The sequence below is a fragment of the Bradyrhizobium sp. WSM2793 genome, from assembly GCF_000379585.1.
Taxonomy (GTDB): domain Bacteria; phylum Pseudomonadota; class Alphaproteobacteria; order Rhizobiales; family Xanthobacteraceae; genus Bradyrhizobium.
Map to the genome: position 1 here is coordinate 1 of NZ_KB902793.1, position 21,223 is coordinate 21,223.

Sequence of the window (21,223 nt, forward strand, 5' to 3'; positions counted from 1 at the left end):
CTCGTGAACCAGGGCATCCCCGAACAGAACATCACCTGCCTGGGCTCGTCAGGGCGGGCGGATCATCTGCGGACCTTCGCGCAAGTCGATATTTCGCTCGATCCATTCCCGCAGAATGGCGGCATCAGCACCTGGGAATCCCTCTATGCGGGCGTTCCTGTCGTGGCCAAGCTCGGTCATGGTGCCTCATCGCGCGCCGGCGGCGCCATCGTGGCGGCGGTCGGGCTTAACGACTGGGTCGCCGAGGATGACGACGGCTATGTCGAGATCGCCCGCAAATTCGCGTCGCAGCCCGACTATCTGGCGAAATTGCGCGCGGGCCTACCGGCTCGGATTGCAGCTTCGCCCGCCGGCAATGTCGAGATTTACACGCGCAGGGTCGAGGAGGGGTATCGCCGGTTCTGGCGCGACTATTGTGCCGCTGCTGCGGAGCGCGGCGAGGTCGTATAAGCCGGACGAACCGCGCTGAGCTTTGTGACGCGCGTCCCCGACCCGAGGGGGCGCGTGACGATCACACGAAGGGCGGCTTGATGTTGCTGCGCTTCTCCAACCATTCCGGCACCGGCAGGTTCTTGGCGCGCATGAAGTCCGCGTTGAACAGCTTCGACTGATAACGGCTGCCGGAATCGCACAGCACGGTGACGATCGTCTTGCCGGGTCCGAGCTGCTTGGCGAGGCGCATTGCGCCCACGATGTTGACACCGGTCGAGCCGCCGAGACACAGGCCCTCGTGCTGCAGCAGTTCGTAGATCACGCCGACGGCTTCGGCATCGGGAATGAGATAGGCATCATCGACCTTCGCGGTCTCCACGATGGCGGTCGCCCGGTTGAGGCCGATGCCCTCGGTGATCGAGCCACCCGGCGTCGCCTTGGGATCGCCGGTCCTGAAGTATTCATACATGCCGGCGCCATGCGGATCGGCGCATGCGATCCGCACGTTCTTGTTCTGCTCTTTCAAGTAACGGCTGACACCAGCCAGCGTGCCGCCGCTGCCGACCGAGCAGACGAAGCCGTCGACCTTACCGCCGGTCTGCTCCCAGATTTCGGGTCCGGTGGACTCGTAATGCGCCTTGGCATTGTCGAGGTTATTCCACTGGTCGGCGAACAGTACGCCATTGGGTTCGGTCTTGCGCAGCTCGTCGGCGAGGCGGCGGCCGACATGCTGGTAGCTGTTGGGGTTGGCGTAGGGCAGGGCCGGCACCTCGATCAGCTCGGCGCCGCACAGCTTCAGGAAGTCTTTCTTCTCCTGGCTCTGCGTTTCCGGGATCACGATCAGAGTGCGATAGCCGCGCGCGCTGGCGACGACCGCAAGGCCGATGCCGGTATTGCCGGCGGTCGATTCCACTACGAGACCGCCCGGCTTGAGCTCGCCGCGCTTCTCGGCCTCCAGGATCATCCATTTGCCGGCGCGGTCCTTGACCGACTGGCCGGGATTCATGAACTCGGCCTTGCCGAGAATGGTGCAGCCGGTCAGTTCCGAGGCGCGCTTCAGCTTGATCAGCGGGGTGTTGCCGATGGCTTCGACAACGTCATTTCGAATGGTCATGTCAGGGAAATCGCTACCAAGGGGGTTGATCTGGTTGGCGAGAACGTAGTGCTTGGAAGGCCAAAGGGGAAGGCTTTTGCGTTGCGGCGAAACCGAGCGAAACCTCTGCTCAAACAGCAATATTCCCAAGAGGCGCGCCCGGCGGCGATGCGCTCGGCCGCAAGCCGGGATATCGATAGGAGGAAACGCCTGCGCTCCGTCAGGCCAGGGAAGATGACAGTCGTGACCAGCCAACTCGCGACAAACTTTTTCCAAGGCCGAGGCTTCTCGCCATCGAGGGCCGTGGATGACGCCCGGATGGTCGAATCATATCGGCCCGAGGAACGGCTTTCTGTTCGGCGATTGACGGGCTTGTGAGATTACTCAGCCAGGGCGCGACTGAGGCGGGGCGTGGTGCGGTCGGATGGAAACGCCCAAGTGCCGCTGTGGCAGCAATATCACATGAAATCTTGGTAAGCTTGATCGTGTATCCCAATGTTTCAAAATGAGAAAAATCCCTGCGAGACAGCCGTCTTTTGAATTTCGAGCGGTTCGTTTCCACTTCGTCGGCGTGGCCATCTCGCAACTGCGGGACTGTCCCGCAGTTCAGCGCCCGGCTAGTATGATTTTCGAGGTTCCGCAGAAAGCATCGCCGCTGTGAACGAGTTGTCCAAAGCCCCCCGACTGTCGCGCCGCGAATCGGCTAATCCGGCTGCGCGGCGGTTCGATCTGCCCCGCGGGGGATGGATGTGACAGAGGATGTTCCTGCGATCGCCATGCGGCGGTCTGAAGGTTCTGCATCCCGGACGCTGCGCGCGGCGCGCTGGATTGCGGTGGTGTGCCTTGCCGCCGGTTCGGGGGCTTGCGTGCTGACCCAGGATCTTCCCGATCCCGCCCTCGACGTTCCTACGCAGTACAAATATGCGGGCAAGGGTGATGCGCCGCCGTCACTGGATTGGTGGCGCGGGTTCCGCTCCGCGCAGCTGACGCAGCTGATGGAGGAGGCGCAAACCGTCAACCTCGACATCGCCGCCGCCGTTGCGCGCATCGTCCAGGCCGACGCCCAGGCGCGGCAGGCGGGGGCTGCGCTGCTGCCGACCGTCTCGACAGGCGGATCGGAAACCTATTCGCGCACCTCGGGCTCGAGCGCGTCCGGCCTTTCGATCGGCGGCCGCGAAGTCGTCAATTATTCGGCCTCGCTGAGCGCGAGCTACCAGCTCGACTTCTGGGGCCAGAATCGCGATGCGCTGCAATCGGCGGAAGAGACGGCGAACGCCAACCGCTTTGACCGCGACACCGTCGCGCTGACGACGCTGGCGGCCGTCGCCAACGCCTATTTCCAGGTGCTGGCCTCGCAGGACCGCATCAGGACCTCACAGCGCAACATTGCGAGCGCGCAGCGCATCCTCGATGCGGTCAGGGAGCGGCGCAGGGCCGGCACCGGCACCGATCTCGACGTCGCCCAACAGGAGAGCGTGCTTGCCAACCAGAAAGCCCTGGTGCCGCCGCTGCGCCAGACGCTGGACCAGAACGTCAACGCGCTCGCCGTGCTGGTTTCGCGCCCGCCGGAAAGCGTGCGCGTGCTCGGCGGCTCGCTGGACCGGATCGCGATCCCGCGCGTCACGCCCGGCCTGCCTTCGGAGCTGCTGACGCAGCGGCCCGACATCCGCCGACAGGAGGCGCAGCTTGCCTCGGCGACGGCGAATATCGGCAATGCCCGTGCTCAGTTCTTTCCGACCATTCAGCTCACCGGCAATGGCGGCTATCAGAGCTCGGCTTTGGTCTCGCTGTTCCAGCCGCATGCGGCCTTCTTCCAGCTCGTCGGCAGCGCCACGCAGCCGATCTTCGACGGCGGCAAGATCCTCGGCAATTTCGAGTTGGCCAAGGCGCGGCAGGACGAATTGCTCCAGACCTACCGCAAGACCATCATCCAGTCGTTCGCCGACGTCGACAATGCGCTGTTCTCGATCAAGCAGACCACGATCAAGCTGCAATTGCAACGCGACGTCGTCGTCGCCTCACGCCGCGCCTTCGATCTCTCCGAGCAGCAACTGCGCGCCGGCACCGCCGACATCGTGACTGTACTCAACACTCAACTGACCCTGTTCCAGGCGGAAGACGCGCTGTCACAGGCGCAACTGGCCCGCTTGCTCGCCATCGTCAGCCTGTATCAGGCGCTCGGCGGCGGCTGGGAGCCGCGAATGGAGAAACCGGTCAATGCTCTTTAAGCCGGATACCAAGCAGGACGCGAAGGAGGGGACGGCGAAGAAGTCGCGCGGCCGCGGTTTCGTCATGACCCTGATCACGCTCGCGATCCTTGGTGGCCTCGGCTATCTCGGCTGGAACGCGATGCACCAGAAGCCGGCTGCCGACCGAAACGCGCGGCCGGACCTGCCGGTGCCCGTGCTGGCGGCGACGCCCCGCGTTCAGGACGTTCCGGTCTATCTCGACGGCGTCGGCGCGATCCGCGCGCTCAACACCGTGACCGTGCGCTCGCAGGTCGACGGCAAGCTGATCGCCGTGAATTTTACCGAAGGGCAGGACGTCAAAAAGGGCGACGTGCTCGGCGAGATCGATCCCGCGCTCTACCAGGCAACCTACGACCAGGCGGTCGCCAAGAAGGCGCAGGACCAGGCCCAGCTCGCCAACCAGCGCATCGACCTGACACGGTACGAGCAGCTCGCTGCCTCCAACGCCGGCTCCAAGCAGCAGGCCGACACCCAGCGCGCGCTGGTCGCGCAGACCGAGGCGCTGGTCAAGGCCGACCAGGCTGCGATCGACAACGCGGCGGCGACGCTTAGCTACACCAAGATCGTGGCGCCGCTCTCAGGGCGAGCCGGCCTGCGCCAGGTCGACCAGGGCAACATCATCCACGCCGCCGACACCACGGGCCTCGTGGTGATCACGCAATTGCAGCCGATCGCGGTATGGTTCAGCCTGCCGCAGCAACAAATCATGCGCGTCAACGCCGCGGCGTCGAAGGGTACGCTGGCGGTCGACGTGTTCGGCAATGACGGCATCACCGTGATCGATACCGGCAAGCTCACCGGCATCGACAACCAGGTCGACCAGACCACCGGCACGCTCAAGCTCAAGGCCGAGTTTCCCAACGCCAACTACCAGCTCTGGCCCGGCCAGTTCGTCAATGTCCGTCTCAAGGTCGAGACGCTGACGCAGGCGCTGGTGGTGCCGACCTCGGCCGTGCAGCGCGGCCCGATCGGGACATTCAGCTATGTCATCGGCGAGGACAATATCGTCTCGGCCAAGCCCGTGACCGTGACCCAGCAGAACGAGCATGACGCGGTGATCGCCAGCGGCCTGTCGGCGACCGACAGGGTCGTCACCACGGGCTTTGCCAATCTGTCCGACGGCTCCAAGGTGACCATCGGCCGCGACGACCAGACCCCGTCGGCCGATCTCGCCCCGCGCAAGCGGTCGCGCGGGCTTGACGCCCAGAAGAAGGATGGTGCCAAGGAAGGGCAGAAGGAGCACCAGAAGGACGGACAGGGTAAGGACGGCGAGTTCCGCGCCAAGCGCAAGAGCAGCGAGGGCGACCAGAAGGGGCAGACCGGGCCGGCCCCCGGGCCGGGGGCGGCGGGAAGTGGAGCCAAGCAGCCATGATCCCGACAACAGCCGCTTGAAGCGGCAGGCAGATCCCATGGGTGTCTCCGAACCCTTCATCCGCCGTCCGATCGCGACCTCGCTGCTCGGCATCGCGCTGCTGATCGGCGGGCTGCTGGGCTATTTCGCGCTGCCGGTCTCGGCGCTGCCGCAGGTCGATTTCCCGACCGTGCAGGTGACGACGCAGCTTCCCGGCGCGAGCCCCGACGTGATCGCCTCACTGATCACCGCGCCTTTGGAGCGGCAGCTTGGCCAGATCCCGTCGCTGTCGGCGATGAACTCGACGAGCTCGTTCGGTGTCAGCCAGATCTCGCTCCAGTTCGATCTCAACCGTGACATCGACGGCGCGACCCAGGACGTGCAGGCCGCGATCAACGCAGCGGCGGGCGTGCTGCCCAAGACGCTGCCTTATCCGCCGACCTACGCCAAGGTGAACCCGGCGGACGCCCCGGTGATGACGCTGGCGCTGCGCTCCGACACCATCTCGCTGCGGGCGATGAGCGACATCGCCGACACGCTCCTGGCGCAACGGCTGAGCCAGATCTCCGGCGTCGGACGGGTCTCGGTGCTGGGCGGGCTGAAGCCGGCCGTACGCATCCAGGCCGATCTGGCGCGGCTCGCCGCCTACGGCATCGCCATGGAAGATCTGCGCACCGCGATCGCCAATGCCAATGTCTCGGGGCCGAAAGGCTCGCTCGACGGCGCGCAGCAATCCTACATCATCGCGGCCAACGACCAGATCGCCGCCGCCGATGCCTACAAGCCCGTCATCATCGCCTACCGCAACGGCTCGCCGGTCACCATCGCCGACGTCGCGCAGATCGTCGATGGCCTCGAGAACGACCGCACCGGCGGCTGGTACCAGGGCACGCCCGCCGTCATCATCGACATCCAGCGCCAGCCCGGCGCCAACGTCATCGACGTCGTCAGCCAGATCCGCGCCGAAATCCCTAAAGTGCAGCGCGCGATCCCGGCCGGCGTGAACCTCACCATCGTCTCCGACCGCACCGTGACCATCCGCGCCTCGGTCCACGACGTGCAGTTCACGCTGGTGCTCAGCGTCGTGCTGGTGACGCTGGTGGTGCTGCTGTTTCTGCGCTCGCTGCGGGCCACCCTGATCGCCGGCGTGGCGCTGCCGCTGTCGCTGATCACCAGCTTCGGCATCATGTATTTCGCCGGCTTCAGCCTCGACAATCTGTCGCTGATGGCGCTGACGATCGGCACCGGCTTCGTCGTCGACGACGCCATCGTCATGATCGAGAATATCGTCCGCCACATGGAGAACGGCGACGGGCCGATGGAGGCCTCGCTGAAGGGCGCCAGCGAGATCGGCTTCACCGTGATCTCGCTGACGGTGTCGCTGATCGCAGTCTTCATCCCGCTGCTGTTCATGTCGGGTCTCGTCGGGCGCATGTTCCGCGAATTCGCGCTGACCTTGACGATCGCGGTGGTGACCTCGGCCGTGGTCTCGCTGACGCTGACGCCGATGATGTGCTCGCGCCTGCTCAAGCACGCTCATGAGGAGCTGGCGGTGCCGGGCCTCGCCGCCATCAGCCGCTTCATCGACCGCACCGTGGAGGCCTATCATCGGACGCTGCTCTGGGTGCTGGAGCGCCAGCGCGCCACGCTGGTCGTGACCTTCGCCACGCTGATTGCGACCCTCGTCCTCTACGTCGTTGCGCCAAAAGGCTTCCTGCCGCTGCAGGACACCGCCTCGATCACGGCCGTGACGGAGGCGGGGCCGGACGTGTCGTTCGCGGAGATGCAGAAGCGGCAGGGCGAGGTTGCCGACACCATCAAGGCGGATCCTGACGTGGTCGGCGTGGTCTCGGTGATCGGCGCCGGCTCGGTCAATCCGACCACCAATGTCGGCCGGCTCGTCATGACCTTGAAGCCGCGCGGCGAGCGGCGCGACGATGTCAGCGTGGTCGTGACCCGGTTGAAGCAGCGGGTGGCGGGCATTCCCGGCATGACCGTCTATTTCCAGCCGGTGCAGGACGTGCAGATCTCGACCCAGTCGAGCCGCTCGCAATACCAGTACACGCTCACCGGCACCGATGCGGCGCTGGTGTCGGAATGGGCGCGCAAGCTGGTTACGGAGATGCGGCGCGATCCCCTGTTCCGCGACGTCTCCTCGGAGGCGCAGGAAGGCGGCCTGCGGGCGCAGCTCGACGTTGATCGCACCCGCGCGGGCCAGCTCGGCGTCAGCCTGCAAGGCATCACCGATACGCTCAACGATGCCTTCGCGCAGCGCCAGATCTCGACCATCTACGGCCAGGCCAACCAGTACCGCGTGGTGCTGGAGGCGCTGCCGATGTACCAGCGCGATCCCTCGATCCTGTCAAAACTCTATCTGCCGGGCGCCGCGAGCACTACAGTCGGCGCGCCCAATGCCCAGGTGCCGCTGTCGGCCGTGGCGACGCTGAAGCGCACCACGGCCCCGCTCGCGATCTCACACCAGGCGCAATTCCCGTCCGTGTCGCTCAGCTTCAATCTCGCGCCGGGTGCCGCGCTCGGCGATGCCGTCGAGGCCGTGAAAGCGATCGAGACCCGGATCGAAATGCCCAACAGCATCGTCGGCGTCTATGCCGGCGATGCCGCTGAGTTCGCCAAGGCGCTGGCGGGACAACCCTGGCTGCTGCTTGCGGCCGTGATCACGATCTACATCGTGCTCGGCGTGCTCTATGAGAGCTACATCCATCCGATCACGATCCTGTCGACGCTGCCCTCGGCCGGCGTCGGGGCGATCCTGGCGCTGGTGTTGTGCGGGCAGGACCTGTCGGTGATCGGCCTGATCGGCATCATTTTGCTGATGGGTATCGTCAAGAAGAACGCGATCATGATGATCGACTTCGCGCTCGAGGCCGAGCGCGGGCAGGGCATGTCGCCCAACGAGGCGATCGTGCAGGCCTGTCTGTTGCGCTTCCGTCCCATCATGATGACGACGCTGGCAGCGCTGTTCGGCGCCTTGCCGCTGGCGATCGAGAGCGGCACCGGCGCCGAGCTGCGCTTTCCGCTCGGCATCTCCATCATCGGCGGGCTGCTGCTCAGCCAATTGCTGACGCTCTACACCACGCCCGTGATCTACCTCGCGCTCGACCGCATCAACCGCCGCCTCGAGCAGGCGCTGCCGCCGGCCGAATCCGGCGGCCCGCCGGTCGCGGGCGCGACCGAGGGGATGCAGTGATGGCATCGATCTCGGAGCCCTTCATCCGCCGCCCGGTTGCCACCACGCTGCTGTCGATCGGGTTGTTCCTGCTGGGTGTGGTCGCCTACGATTTCCTTCCCGTCGCCTCGGTCCCGAACGTCGACTTCCCCGCCATCTTCGTCTCGGCCAGCCGGCCCGGCGCCGACCCGTCGGTTATGGCGGCCACCGTGGCTTCACCACTGGAGCGGCGGCTCGGAGAGATCTCGGGCATCAATCAGATCACCTCGACCTCGACGCTCGGCAACACCAGCATCCAGCTCCAGTTCGACATCGGCCGCAACATCGACAAGGCCGCGCGCGACGTGCAGGCGGCGATCAACGCCGCGATGGTCGATCTGCCGAGCGACCTGCCGACGCTGCCGCGCTTCCGCAAGGCCAACACGGCCGGCGCGCCCGTCTTCGTGCTGGCGCTGACCTCGAAGACGCTGTCCGCCAGCGCGATTTACGATGTCGCCGACACGGTTCTGGCGCAGCGCATCTCGCAGGTGCCTGGAGTCGGCGACGTCACGGTATCAGGCGCCGACCAGCCGGCCGTGCGGGTCCAGCTCAACCCCGTCGCGCTGTCGAACGCCGGCATCGCCACCGACGACGTCAGGACCGCGATCGTCAATGCCAACCCGCTCGGTCCCGTCGGCATCTTCAACGGCGAGCGCCAGAGCGAGACGCTGGCGCTCAACAAGCAGATGCGCACGGCGAAAGAGTTCCGCGACATCGTCATCAAGAGCGCCAACGGCAATTTCGTGCGGCTGTCCGACGTCGCCGACATCGAGGATTCCGTCCGTAACGCCCGCTCGATCGCCTGGTTCAACAAGCAGCCGGCAGTGCTGATCCAGATCACCAAGCAGGGCGATGCCAACGTCATCGACACCGTTGACAGGGTGAAGGCGCTGGTCCCCCAGCTGAAGCAGTGGATTCCGGCCGGCGTCGAGATCTCCACCCTGGTCGACCGCACCGGCACGATCCGCGCCAGCGTGCTCGATATGCAATGGACGTTGCTGGCGACCGCGGTCCTGGTGATGGTCGTGGTGTTCGTGTTCCTGCGCAGGCTGACGCCGACCATCGCGGCCGGCATCTCGGTGCCGCTGGCGCTGGCCGGCACCTGCGCCGGCATGTGGGTCGCGGGCTTCTCGATCGACAATCTGTCGCTGATGGCGCTCGCGATCTCCGTCGGCTTCGTGGTCGACGACGCCATCGTCATGATCGAGAACATGTACCGCAATCTCGAGCACGGCATGCGGCCGTTCCGAGCAGCGCAGGAGGGCGCGAAGCAGATCGGCTTCACCGTGGTCTCGATCAGCCTGTCGCTGATCGCGGCATTCACGCCGCTGATCTTCATGGACGGTATTGTCGGCCGCCTGCTGCGCGAATTCTCGCTGACGCTGACCTTCGCTATCCTGGTCTCGACGCTGGTGTCGCTCACGGTCACGCCGATGATCTGCGCCCATTACATCCGGCAGGCCACGTCCGGCACGGCGACGCTGTTCGATCGGGTGATCGAGGGCTCGCTGTCGCGCATCGTCGCCTTCTACGCCCGGACCTTGCGCACCGTGCTGGACTATCCGCTGGCGACGCTGCTGGTGTTCTTCGCCACCATCGGCCTCACGGTGACGCTCTACATCAAGGTCCCCAAGGGCTATTTTCCGACCGACGATTCCGGCTTCGTGATCGGAGCGACGCGTGCCTCGGCCGACATCTCGTTCCAGTCGATGCTCGGCCTCCAGCAGCGGCTTGCCGACATCGTGATGCAGGATCCGGCCGTGGCCGGCATCGGCTCGACCGTCGGCGCCGGAGGCGGGCCGGGGGGAGCGACCTCGAACCGCGGCATCATGTATATCAGCCTGAAGCCGCCGGGGGAGCGCGACCACGTCTCGACGCAGGTCGTGATCGACCGTCTGAGGCGCGCGCTGTACCCCGTGCCCGGCATTCGCCTCTTCATGTTCGCTGCCCAGGACGTCCGTGCCGGCGGGCGGCAGAGTGATTCCGACTTCCAGTACACGCTGACCAGCACCGACCTCGGTCTGCTGCAAAAGTGGGCGCCGATCGTGGCCAAGCGCATGGAGAGCGTCGAGGGTATCACCGACATCTCCAGCGACCGCGATCCCGGCGGGCTTCAGCTGACCCTGAACATCGATCGTCAGAAGGCCTCGGCACTCGGCGTCCGAGTCCAGGACATCGACAACGCGCTGAACAACGCCTTTTCGCAGCGGCAGATCTCGATCATCTACACCCAGCGCAACCAGTACATGACCGTGCTGGAGATCGATCCCAAGTTCCAGGTTGATCCCTCCAACCTCGAGCGCATCTACGTTGCCGGCGCGAACGACGCGCAGGTGCCGCTGTCGGCCGTGGTGCATGCGACGCGTGGGTTGGCCGCGCTCGCGGTTTATCACTCGCAGTCGTTTCCCTCGACGACGGTGTCGTTCAACCTGCTGCCGGACGTGCAGCTTCAGGCAGCGACCCAGAACATCCAGCGGGCGGTGGAGGAACTGCACATGCCCGAAGGCATCCGCGGCAGCTTCGACGGCAATGCCGGCGACTTCGCCAAGACCAGCGGCCGCCAGCCGCTCCTGATCCTCGGCGCGCTGGTGGCGATGTATATCGTGCTCGGGGTGCTCTACGAGAGTCTCGCCCATCCGCTCACGATCATCTCGACGCTGCCCTCGGCGGGGTTAGGCGCGCTGCTCGCCTTGCAGCTCACCAACACGCCGCTGACGGTGATCGCCTTCGTCGGCATCATCCTCTTGATCGGCATCGTCAAGAAGAACGGCATCATGATGGTGGATTTCGCGCTCGACGCCGAACGCCAGCGCGGCCTGTCCTCGGCGGAAGCGATCTTCGAGGCCTGCCAGGCGCGCTTCCGGCCGATCCTGATGACGACCATGGCGGCGCTGTTCGCCGGCATCCCGCTGGTGGTGGCGACCGGCCCCGGCACGGAGCTGCGCCGTCCGCTCGGCATCACCATCATCGGCGGCCTGTTCGTCTCGCAGATCCTGACGCTCTACACCACGCCGGTGATCTACCTCTTGATCGATCGCCTGCGGCGCCGGTCCGCGCCGCGCCCGGTGCCTGCGCCCGCGGAATAGGTTGTTGAAGCGCCGCATCAAGCGTATAGCGGCGCCCATGTCGAACCCGCCAGACACGGCCGCCGCGCCGGCCGATCCGATCCCCGAGTGCCCGCATTGCCAGAAGCCGATGCCGCTGTGCATCTGCGACAGCGTCACGCCAATCGAAAATCGCCTCTCACTCCTGATCCTCCAGCACCCGCAGGAGCAGGACAGGGCGCTCGGCACCGCGCGCCTGCTTGCCAGGCATTTTGCCGATGCCACGGTGCGGGTCGGCCTGTCCTGGCCGAGCCTGTCCAAGGCGTTGGGACGGCCGGTCGAGAATGCCGCGCGTTGGGCCGTGCTCTATCTCGGCTCGGCCCGCGCCGCCGATCTCGAAGCGGAAGGCGAAATCGTCGCGCTCAACCGCAAGGGCGAGGTCGCGGAGAACCAGCGCGCGATCCTCGGCAAGCTCGAAGGCGTCGTGCTGCTCGACGGCACCTGGAGCCAGGCCAAGGCGCTGTGGTGGCGCAATCCCTGGATGCTGAAATGCCAGCGCGTCATCCTCAACCCGGCGCACCCCTCGCGCTATGGCCGTCTGCGCAAGGAGCCGCGCAAGGACGGGCTCTCCACAATCGAGGCCGCGGCAACGATTCTCGCCGGGCTCGAGCGGCGTCCCGACATCGCAGAGACGCTGAATGCGAGCTTTGAACGCCTGTTAATACGCTACCGCGAGGTCCAGGCCGAGATGCCGGAATTGGCGCCAAAACCTGCCCCGAAGGGCCGGCGCGACTTCCGGCGGCGCAAACGAGCCTGACTTCGGCCCGCATCATCTGTACGGTCGATTGCACCGCGACAGCCGGGCGTCTAGAGACGATCGGCCGAAACCGGTTGCGATCTGCTCTCCTGTTGCGGCATCGGAGAGCGAGAACCTGAGGGGCAGTCGAATTCAGCTCGCAGCGAAGGAAATCCTGGCACAGGCGGCGCGGCCCGATCGTTGGGGCACGCTCGCGCTGATGGACATTTCGCTGCGCTACCGCCGGACCGTGATCGGCCCGCTCTGGATCACGCTGACGCTGGCCGCGACGATCGCAAGCGTCGGCACCGTCTATGCGGCCCTGTTCAAGCAGGACATCGCCACCTTCCTGCCGTCCTTCGCAGTCGGCCTGATCGTCTGGACCCTGATCGCCACGACGCTCCAGGAGGGCTCCAACATCTTCGTCGCGTCCGGCCATCTCATTAAGGCGGTGCCGGCCCCGCTGATCGTTCATGTCCTCCAGATGATCGCGCGCAACGTCCTCATCTTCGCGCATCATTTGGTGATCGTCGTGCTGCTCTACGTCGTGATGCCCTGGCCGCTGCGCTGGAGCATGCTGCTCGCGCTGCCCGGCTTTGCGATCCTGTTCCTCACGCTGCTCGGCGGCTCGGTCGCGCTCGGCATGCTCTGCGCGCGTTTTCGCGACATTGGTTCGGCGATCGTCAGCGGCCTGCAATTCGTGTTCTTTCTCACGCCGATCATCTGGACCGAGGACAGCGCGCGCGGCACCGCGTTTCACTGGCTGACGCGGGTCAATCCGTTCGCGACGCTGCTCGATCTGGTGCGCCGGCCGCTGTTGTCGCAGCCGACCGATGCGGAGCAATGGCTGTTAGGGACCCTCTATGCGATCGTCGTCGCCGTCATTGGCCTCGGCTGCTACGCAAAATACCGCCATCGCGTGGCGTATTGGCTGTGATGCGCGCATGACGACCACGGCCCACATCGTGCTTCGCGACGTCTCGGTCACGTTTCCTGTGCTGTCGTTTCGCGACCGCTCGCTGCGCAGCCGGTTCGTCAGCGCCGTGACGCTGCGGCGGAAGGCGGCGGTCTCGCACCTCATCACGGCGTTGAACGAGGTCAGCCTCGACATCCGCGCCGGCGACCGCCTCGCCATCATCGGCGCCAACGGCGCCGGCAAGACCACGCTGCTGCGGGTTCTCGCCGGCATCTACCATCCGACGGCGGGGAGCATCGACGTACGCGGCCGCTGCCTGTCGCTGTTCGATTTGCAGGCCGGCTTCGACGAGGAAGCAACCGGATACGAGAACATCATGCGGCGGGGGCTCGTGATCGGCGCGCGGCGCGCCGAGATCGACGCGCGGCGGGCGGAGATTGCCGAGTTCACCGAGCTCGGCGACCGCCTCGACCTGCCGCTGCGCACCTATTCCAGCGGCATGATGCTGCGCCTGATCTTCGCGGTCGCAACCGCGGTCGAGGGCGAGATCGTGCTGCTCGACGAATGGATCGGCGTCGGCGACCAGCAGTTCCGCAAAAAGGCGCGGCAGCGGCTGGATGAAATCGTCGCCCGCGCCGGCATCCTGGTGCTCGCCTCGCATGACATCGAGCTGATCCAGAGCACCTGCAACCGGGCGATCCTGCTGGAGCAGGGGAAGATCATCGCGGCCGGCGCAACCGATACGATTCTCGCGCAATATCTGGCGGGGTCCGGCGGGAGGAGCGCGTAGCGGTTCGAAGGTCCCCTGACGGCCAAAATCGGACGAAGGCGGTTGCCTAAACCCTTCATCCCCTATATTGCTCCGGCCTTACGGGGCCACGTGGCGGAGTGGTTACGCAACGGTCTGCAAAACCGTGTACACCAGTTCAATTCTGGTCGTGGCCTCCATCATATCCCTCTGATCTCCCAGTACAATTCGATCTCGCCGCCGGCTCCGCTGATGCTGCGCGAAATGTTCTGCCGACCTCAGAGGTGGATCGATCTCCGGGTTTGTCCGGAGCTCGCTGGCCCCCCCGATTCAGTCTCGTTGGCATGGACTTCGCATCTGCGAAGCGATGCGACTGACATCAACGAGCGCTGGAGCACCCGTGGGCGACATCGTCCGATTTGTCCCGAAATCCGAGCTGGAGCGGGCTCGCCTCATTCGCGAGGCTCGCGCGATCTATGACAGCATCTTTCCATCGGCCGCACCCGACCGGGTGCCGCAGGATGGCGAGGATCGCATCAAGACCTGATTGCGCAGCGCCAAGTTTTACGCCCAGTGCCTATGGCAAAACGCCCGCGAAGCGGGCTCTAGGGCTCAGGGTGAAAGCAGCTTCAGCAGGCCGCGTACCAGCCGTCGGGGAACGGCAGAAGGGGCCAGGCGCCCTCATTGTCATTGGCGGCTTTGGGCGTCGCGTGAAAACTCCACGAGCGGGGCACGAATTCCTCCTCCGGCGCGGGAGCAAAGTCTTCAATGACCATGGCGTCCCGGACGGCATCCAGCAACAAGTTGAATTCGGCTTCGCTTCTCATCGCACCCTCGCAGAACGCGGACGGCGCAATGTCGCAAAGCCGGTTTGTTACCCGGTTGAGCGGATCGTTCGCATTTTAACGATCCGGCGATCGGGTCCCGATTGGTTAGCGGTTTGTGAAAATCCCCTGGGAAACTCTAGGTTCCTCCGCTGCGCCGGCAGTGTGAAAGAGATCACATCCTTGGCGGTTTATTTCTCTTAACCCCTTCGCCTACCGGCCCAATGCAGGCCGGAGCGGGCAGGGCGAACGGGAGACTGGTCATGAAGGCGAGGTTCTTGCGGTTTGCGGGTGTGAAGAGCCGAGCCCGCCGCGCCTCCACGGTCGGGCTGTTCCTGACGCTGTTTGCTTCCACCGCCCACGCGCAGGGGACAGCCGAACAGCGCCGGGCCTGCACGCCCGACGTCTACCGGCTCTGCGCCGGCGAAATACCCAACGTCCGCGCCATCACGGCGTGCCTGCGGCGCAACCGCTCGAGCCTGAGCGAAGCCTGCCGCAGCGTATTCGATCAGGCCGGCGGTTAAGGGCCTGTGGATGTGTGCGCAGCAAGTGGCTCGCGTCGGCTGACGAATTCGCGATAGCGGTTCTGTGGATATGCTGCGGACAGGCTGTGGATAGCCTTTGTGCCGATGCGAGTGAGAGAAGACGGGCTTGCCGAGCGCTCGCTGCATTTCGTCTCAAATTGCAACCCGCGCGTGCAAGAAGCCTTGATCGGGTGTGATCTAGGGGTGAACGCCCGGCTTGAACGTGCGTCCCGGGCACAACGACTAATAGTAAGCGTGCATGAGGATCAGGGAAACGTGATCAGGCCTCCTCTTCCTAAAGCACCAAAATGGTGCTTTAGTGCTTTCCATGAGCCAGTCGCCCCGAAACGCGCCGTCCGCGCTGCGTTACAGGCTTGCCCCCGATCCGGCCGCCAAGGCTGCACTGGAGGCGACCTTCCAGGCCTATGACCGCATGATGGAGATCCTCGATGAGGTCGCGCGGAGCCACAATGTCGGCTCCAACGTCGTCCTGCTGCATGCCCACGCCTATGACCCGATCCGCAAACAGACCGCGCTGCCCTCGCGCCTGGTGACGCTGGGCCTGCGTGACCGCGCCGAGTATCGCGCGGCACAGGGCCGCCGTCTGCCGCTCGACGACAAGCTCGCCAAGATCAAGGGCCCGGCCACCATTTCGATCGCGACCGTGCAAGGGCGCTTCAGCGTGCCCTTCGATTATGCCGGCTATGCCGAGGGCTGGGGGCAGAGCGTGCCCGCTCGCCTCATCCGCACCGACGACGGCTTTGAAGTTCACTACGGCGTCACGCCGAACAATCTGCCAGAGGAGGAGAACGCCATGGATACCATCGCTGCCGCTCCCGAAAACTTCCTGTCCCGGGTCGGGCGCCTGATCGCCGGGATCGCCTATGACGCGATCGAGCAGGCCGAAGGCAAGAACAAGCTGAAAGTGGTCAGCCAGGCCATCCGCGAGATCGAGCGCGCCGAGAGCGAAGCGCGCGACGCGCTCGCCGCTGCGCGTGCCGAGGAATATCGCCTCAACGCGCGCCGCACCGAGATCGAACGCGAGATGGCCGATCTCGCGCCCAAGATCGAGGGCGCGATCGCTGACAGCCGCGACGATCTCGCCCGCGCCGGCATCGCGCGCCAGATGGATCTGGAGGCCCAGTTCGATGTGCTCTCCCGCGCCATCGACGAGAACAACGAGAAAATCGAGCAATGCATCACCTCGCTGCGCGCGGTGCTGTCTGCGCTGCAGGACGCCGAGCAGCGCCGTGCCGATCTCGAAAAGAGCGAGGCGGCCGCAAGCCATCAGGCCTCGACGTCATCCCGAAAACAGGGCGGCGGCTCTGCGGCAGCGAAGGCGCTGCGGGCGGGCAGGGCGGTGGCACGCGCCACCGGCGTGCCGCCGGGCATTCCCTATTCGAGCGACATCGACGAGCTCAGCACGCTGCATCGCGACAAGGAAATTGCGGCGAGGCTCGCGCGGTTGAAGTCGCGCTCCTGAGTGCCGTGTCATGAGCGCTCTGCTCGAACACGTCATGTCGCCGGAGGTCAGGCCGTTCGCGATCGCGGCGGCCATGATCCTCATCGTCGGCTCGATCGAAGTGGTCTCGATGCTGGTCGGGGCTTCCTTGAGCGAAATGCTCGGGACCAACATCGATTTCGGTCACCCCAGCGACAATGGCGTGATCAACGCCATTTCCTGGATCAATGTCGGCGGCGTGCCGCTTCTGATCTTCCTGTTGCTGCTGCTCGGCGCCTTCTCCATCACCGGCTTCCTGATCCAGGACATCGCGCGAATGGTTGCGGGGCCCTTGCCGGCAACAGTGGCCTCGGTGGGGGCCGTCGTGATCTCGGTTCCGGTGGTCCGCGCTGCCAGCAGGGCGATCGCGCGGGTCATTCCCAAGGATGAAAGCTATGCCGTCGGCTTAGGGGATCTCGTCGGCCGCATCGGTGAGGTCGTCATCGGCCCGCTCGACCAGGGGCCGCCCGGCAAGGTCAGCGTCGCCGACGTCCACGGCAACCGCCATTTCGTCTGGGCGGTTGCGGCGCCGGCGTCATCGCCCCTGCCACAGGGAACCATGGTCCTGCTGGTCGATCGCGACGGCACCCGCTTCGTGGCGGTCAGGGCCGACGATGAACTCAAACCTTCCAAGCCCACTCTAAACAGTTAGCAAGTCATTATCGGAGAGCATCATGTTCGACATCGCAGTCCCGGCCATGATCGGCGTCGCGCTGATCGTCGTCCTCGGGATCGTCTTCACCATCCTCTACAAGCGCGCCACCCGCGACGAGGCCTTCGTGCGCACCGGCCTTGGCGGCAAGAAGGTCGTGCTGGACGGCGGCGCCATGATCCTGCCGATCTTCCACTCCTATGCCAGCGTCAATCTGAAGACGCTTCGGCTCACCGTGGAACGCAAGGAGCGGGAATCCCTCATCACCAAGGACCGGCTGCGCGTCGACATCGTCGCCGAATTCTACGTGCGCGTCCGGCCCGACGACGAGAGTATCGCGCTTGCGAGCCAGACGCTGGGCGCACTGACCAATGACGCCGAAGCCCTGCGCAACCAGGTCGAGGCGAAATTCGTCGACGGCCTGCGCTCGGTGGCGGCGACCATGAGCATCCTCGAACTCCAGGAGAAGCGCTCGGACTTCGTCAAACATGTGCAGGCGACAGTCGAATCCGACGTCAAATCCAACGGCCTCGAGCTTGAATCCGTGTCGCTCACGAAGCTCGACCAGACCGACGTCAAGTTCTTCAACCCGGAAAACTTCTTCGACGCCGAAGGTCTCACCCAGCTCAAGACCGTCACCGAGACGCGCCGGCGTGACCGCAACGCCATCGTGCGCGACAACGAGGTGGCGATCGCCCAGAAGGACCTCGAGGCGCGGCAGCAGACCCTCGGCATCGAGCGGACCAAGAAGGAGGCCGAGCTGTCGCAGGAGCGCGACATCGCCAACAAGACCGCGAGCACCCGCGCCGAGGTCGCAACCGCGACGCAGACCGCGCGCCTCACTGAGGAGAATGCCCGCATCGATACCGACAGGGCGGTCGCCGAGAAGGAGGCGGGCGCCAAGCAGGTCAAGGAAACCGCGGTGATCGAGTCGGATCTGGCGATCAACAAGCGAAAGACCGACGCCCAGCGCGAGATCCAGATCGCGACCCAAGAGAACGAGATCCAGATCGCGTCCAAGAGCAAGCAGACCTCGGAGGCCGTTGCCGAGGCCAAGACCGCCGAAGCGATCGCGGTCTCCGCGGAGGAAAAGGTCGTGACCGCACGCGCGGTCGAGGTCGCCGATCGTGCCCGTCTCACCCAGGTGCTGGCCGCGCGGACCGAGGCCGAGCGCAAATCGACGGAGCTGATCGTCGCGGCCGAAGCCGAGAAGAAGGCCTCGCTCGATCGCGCCGAGGCCGTCAAGACGCTGGCCACCGCGGAAGCCGAGTCCAACAAGATCAAGGCCGTGGGTGTGCGCAACATCGGCGAGGCGGAAGCGGCCGTCATCACCATGAAGAACGAGGCGCAGAACAAGCTCGGCAGCAACGTCATCGACTTCGAGATCGCCAAGAAGCGAATCGAGACGATGCCGTCGGCGCTGGCCGAGATGGTCAAGCCCATCGCCAACCTGAAGGACGTCCGTATCCTGCACACCGGCGGCGCGTTCGGCGGCAACGGCACCGGTGGAGGCAATGTCGGCTTCGGCGAGGGACTCGCCGGCGAGCTGCTCAAGGTGCACGCGCTGCGTCCGATGATCGACGAGATCCTGCGCCAGAGCGGCTTTGCGCCCGGCGAGGATCCCGTGAAGGCGCTGGTCGGCGCCGTGACCGGGAAGAGCAACGGCGCCGCCGTGCCCGCGCCGGCACCAGAGAAGACGAACACCGCCGATCTATGAATGCCCGTTCATTGCTGCGGAGAATTCGAATCGATAAACAGGCTGAGCGCGTCTCGCGTCGCGCAACGTGCCGGAGTGACGATCGATCGTCTTGAACCTTTCGATCGCACTCCGGACGGATCTTCCAAGGCAACGACATTGGTTGCCGCGGCGCCTGCGCCGATCGACGCCAGGCGCTGAAGCCTGTTTCGATCGGGGAATTTCATATGAAATATTTTCTGTCTGGACTGATCGCGATCGGCCTTTCGATCGCCACCATGCCCTCGTTCGCGGCCGATGCCCGCAACGTCACCGTCGTCAACGAGACCGGCTATGCCATCAAATTCCTGGGCTTCAACGCGCCGGACGATGGCCTGGACGAATGGGACAATGAGCTCGAGAAGGTCTTGCAGAACCAGGCCAGCACCTATGTCGAGTTCGACGAGGACGACGAGGGCTGCGTCTGGAACATCCGCGTCGACTGGCAGAACTACGACGAAGCCGTGCTCTGGAAAAACGTCAACCTCTGCAAGATGACCGCGCTTCGGCTGCGCTACGATCCCGGCACCAAGACCACCTCGTTCCTCGCCGAGTAGTCTCTGGCAGACATGGCCCGCAGGAGGGGGCATCCCAGCCTTCCTCCGGCGCATTGCGGATGATGACGAATTCGTCCTTTGCAAGCGCAAGCGGCTTTGTTATACGCAGCCGCGCGCGAACGACTGGTTCGCCTTTTCCTCGGTAGCTCAGCGGTAGAGCATCCGACTGTTAATCGGATGGTCGCTGGTTCGAATCCAGCCCGGGGAGCCAAATCCTGCCGCAAATTCAACGGGTTATGGGCGCATTCTCGCGCGATGCGCAATCTTGTTGCCGTGCCCTCTGAACCGCGCTTTCGCGATCCCGGCTGGGAATCGCATTCAAGCAGTTGTGTTGTGGGCTGGCCCCGTCACGCCATGCGGACGGCGCCAAATCGACTCAATTGAAATCGAGCTTCGCGATAGCCGGATCTTAACGGAGCTGATTCCCATGCCAGACATCCAGGTCGACCATATGGCCCCCTCGATTCTGCCGGCCGACATTCCCGAGCTCAGCGACGACGAATGCCTCGCCTGTCTGGCGCGTGCGGTCGAGACGCCCGATTCGGCGCGGCTGGATGAGGTCGCCGCTCTGATCGGCCGCCTTGCGGTGGCCATCGAATAATCCGTCCCGACCCTGATGCGGTAACATGCGGAGGCCTTAGCCGCGCAGGCTAACGGCCGTGTTGCGTTTTGGCCGTGCATGCTCCAAAGATGCCGCGAATTTCGTCCGCGGCATCGTCCGCCTTGCAGGGTCCGCAAATGTCCGGTTTCTCGACCGCGCGCCTCAAAATGGTCGATGGCCAGGTGCGCACCAATGACGTCACTGACCGTCGTGTTCTCGATGCCATGCTCACGGTTCCGCGGGAAGCCTTCGTGCCGGCCGACCGGCAGGCGTTGGCTTATCTCGACCTCGACCTCGACGTGAGCGAAGGCGCGGCCAAGCGGTTCCTGATCAAGCCGCAGCTGACCGGCAAGCTGCTCCAGGCCGCCGAGATCGGCGAGGGCGACAACGTGCTGGTGGTCGGCTGCGCCACGGGCTACCTCGCCGCACTGACCGCTAAGCTTGCACGCCAGGTCACCGCCACCGAATGCGATTCGGCTTTGGCCGCGAAAGCCAAGGCAGCCCTGAACCTTGCCAACGTCACCTGCAAGGCCGCGGGCTGCGCCGAAGGCGATCCGTCCGCCGCTCCCTATGACGTGATCATCCTCAATGGCGCGACTGAAGTCGTGCCGGAAGCGCTGCTCGGGCAGCTGAAGGAGGGCGGGCGTCTGGTGGGGGTGTCGGCCGAATCGAGGCCGCCGCGTGCCATAATCGTGACCCATACCCATGGTGAATTCGGCCATCGGGCCCTGTTCGACGCTGCCGCTCCGGTCCTTCCCGGGTTGGAACGGGCCGCCGCCTTTGTGTTCTGACGGCCCAAAACGCGATAAAATCCCGTTCTGAATCAGAAGTGTGGCCGGGATGCTGCACGTAAAGAGTTTCCACCGAGAACTACCCTCAGGTAGTTCCGTCGCGCTTGACCGCGTCTTATGTTGCGGCGGGGCAACGACTCCACTCGTAGACGGTAACCCAGCTCGCGGGCACGAGCCGGGCGT

At 65.1% G+C, this 21,223-nt stretch carries 16 protein-coding genes, 2 tRNA genes and 2 pseudogenes; 18 read left to right on the forward strand and 2 right to left on the reverse strand.

Annotation, left to right across the window (positions count from 1 at the left end; translation table 11 throughout):
• Positions 1-450 (forward strand): annotated as a pseudogene (locus A3AS_RS43825) (acetylglucosamine transferase); the annotation flags it as partial.
• A 61-nt stretch (positions 451-511) separates the two neighbouring features.
• Here the strand turns inward: A3AS_RS43825 and A3AS_RS0125620 are convergent.
• On the reverse strand, positions 512-1,546 hold the full coding sequence (locus tag A3AS_RS0125620) for a cysteine synthase A (protein WP_018320401.1): 1,035 nt from the start codon (positions 1,544-1,546) through the stop codon (positions 512-514).
• Between the two features lie 722 nt (positions 1,547-2,268).
• Between A3AS_RS0125620 and A3AS_RS0125625 the strand changes: the two genes are divergently transcribed.
• From A3AS_RS0125625 to A3AS_RS48500, 9 genes and pseudogenes are all read left to right on the forward strand, one after another.
• Positions 2,269-3,753: an efflux transporter outer membrane subunit gene (locus A3AS_RS0125625; RefSeq protein WP_018320402.1), complete on the forward strand. Its 1,485-nt coding sequence runs from the start codon at positions 2,269-2,271 to the stop codon at positions 3,751-3,753.
• Positions 3,743-5,146, forward strand: coding sequence for an efflux RND transporter periplasmic adaptor subunit (locus A3AS_RS0125630; RefSeq protein ID WP_018320403.1), 1,404 nt, complete (start codon positions 3,743-3,745; stop codon positions 5,144-5,146). The genes A3AS_RS0125625 and A3AS_RS0125630 overlap by 11 nt, the downstream gene beginning before the upstream one ends.
• A gap of 37 nt (positions 5,147-5,183) precedes the next feature.
• Positions 5,184-8,333 (forward strand): efflux RND transporter permease subunit, encoded by a 3,150-nt coding sequence (locus A3AS_RS0125635; RefSeq protein WP_018320404.1) that lies wholly within the window; start codon positions 5,184-5,186, stop codon positions 8,331-8,333.
• Positions 8,333-11,437 carry an efflux RND transporter permease subunit gene (locus A3AS_RS0125640; RefSeq protein WP_018320405.1) on the forward strand — a complete coding sequence of 1,035 codons (3,105 nt, stop codon included), beginning with the start codon at positions 8,333-8,335 and terminating at the stop codon, positions 11,435-11,437. The genes A3AS_RS0125635 and A3AS_RS0125640 overlap by 1 nt, the downstream gene beginning before the upstream one ends.
• Positions 11,438-11,474: 37 nt before the next feature.
• Entirely contained in the window at positions 11,475-12,212 is a 738-nt protein-coding gene (locus A3AS_RS0125645) for a tRNA-uridine aminocarboxypropyltransferase (RefSeq protein ID WP_018320406.1), read from the forward strand.
• 199 nt (positions 12,213-12,411) lie between these two features.
• Positions 12,412-13,128 carry an ABC transporter permease gene (locus tag A3AS_RS0125650; RefSeq protein WP_018320407.1) on the forward strand — a complete coding sequence of 239 codons (717 nt, stop codon included), beginning with the start codon at positions 12,412-12,414 and terminating at the stop codon, positions 13,126-13,128.
• Between the two features lie 163 nt (positions 13,129-13,291).
• Positions 13,292-13,897, forward strand: a pseudogene (locus tag A3AS_RS0125655) (ABC transporter ATP-binding protein); the annotation flags it as partial.
• Positions 13,898-13,981: 84 nt separating this feature from the next.
• Positions 13,982-14,055: transfer RNA gene (locus A3AS_RS0125660), tRNA-Cys, on the forward strand.
• 200 nt (positions 14,056-14,255) lie between these two features.
• Positions 14,256-14,402 carry a hypothetical protein gene (locus A3AS_RS48500; RefSeq protein WP_018320409.1) on the forward strand — a complete coding sequence of 49 codons (147 nt, stop codon included), beginning with the start codon at positions 14,256-14,258 and terminating at the stop codon, positions 14,400-14,402.
• 82 nt (positions 14,403-14,484) lie between these two features.
• On the opposite strand, the gene A3AS_RS0125670 is transcribed toward A3AS_RS48500, so the two are convergent.
• Positions 14,485-14,682, reverse strand: a complete 198-nt coding sequence (locus A3AS_RS0125670) for a hypothetical protein (RefSeq protein WP_018320410.1) — start codon at positions 14,680-14,682, stop codon at positions 14,485-14,487.
• Positions 14,683-14,942: 260 nt separating this feature from the next.
• Here A3AS_RS0125670 and A3AS_RS0125675 point away from each other — a divergent pair, with 260 nt between their 5' ends.
• The 8 genes from A3AS_RS0125675 (at position 14,943) to A3AS_RS0125710 (ending at position 21,040) form a co-directional block, all read left to right on the forward strand.
• Positions 14,943-15,203, forward strand: coding sequence for a hypothetical protein (locus A3AS_RS0125675; RefSeq protein ID WP_026202356.1), 261 nt, complete (start codon positions 14,943-14,945; stop codon positions 15,201-15,203).
• 319 nt (positions 15,204-15,522) lie between these two features.
• Positions 15,523-16,686: a PspA/IM30 family protein gene (locus A3AS_RS0125680; RefSeq protein WP_018320412.1), complete on the forward strand. Its 1,164-nt coding sequence runs from the start codon at positions 15,523-15,525 to the stop codon at positions 16,684-16,686.
• Between the two features lie 10 nt (positions 16,687-16,696).
• The gene (locus A3AS_RS0125685) at positions 16,697-17,356 is read left to right on the forward strand and encodes an OB-fold-containig protein (RefSeq protein ID WP_018320413.1); all 660 of its coding nucleotides are present in this window, start codon (positions 16,697-16,699) and stop codon (positions 17,354-17,356) included.
• Positions 17,357-17,378: 22 nt separating this feature from the next.
• Entirely contained in the window at positions 17,379-19,073 is a 1,695-nt protein-coding gene (locus A3AS_RS0125690) for a flotillin family protein (RefSeq protein ID WP_018320414.1), read from the forward strand.
• 206 nt (positions 19,074-19,279) lie between these two features.
• Positions 19,280-19,648 (forward strand): hypothetical protein, encoded by a 369-nt coding sequence (locus A3AS_RS0125695; protein WP_018320415.1) that lies wholly within the window; start codon positions 19,280-19,282, stop codon positions 19,646-19,648.
• Positions 19,649-19,784: 136 nt separating this feature from the next.
• A tRNA-Asn gene (locus tag A3AS_RS0125700) sits at positions 19,785-19,859 on the forward strand.
• Positions 19,860-20,075: 216 nt separating this feature from the next.
• The gene (locus tag A3AS_RS46725) at positions 20,076-20,249 is read left to right on the forward strand and encodes a hypothetical protein (protein ID WP_018320416.1); all 174 of its coding nucleotides are present in this window, start codon (positions 20,076-20,078) and stop codon (positions 20,247-20,249) included.
• Positions 20,250-20,386: 137 nt separating this feature from the next.
• Positions 20,387-21,040, forward strand: a complete 654-nt coding sequence (locus A3AS_RS0125710; RefSeq protein WP_018320417.1) for a protein-L-isoaspartate O-methyltransferase — start codon at positions 20,387-20,389, stop codon at positions 21,038-21,040.
• Positions 21,041-21,223 lie beyond the last annotated feature (183 nt).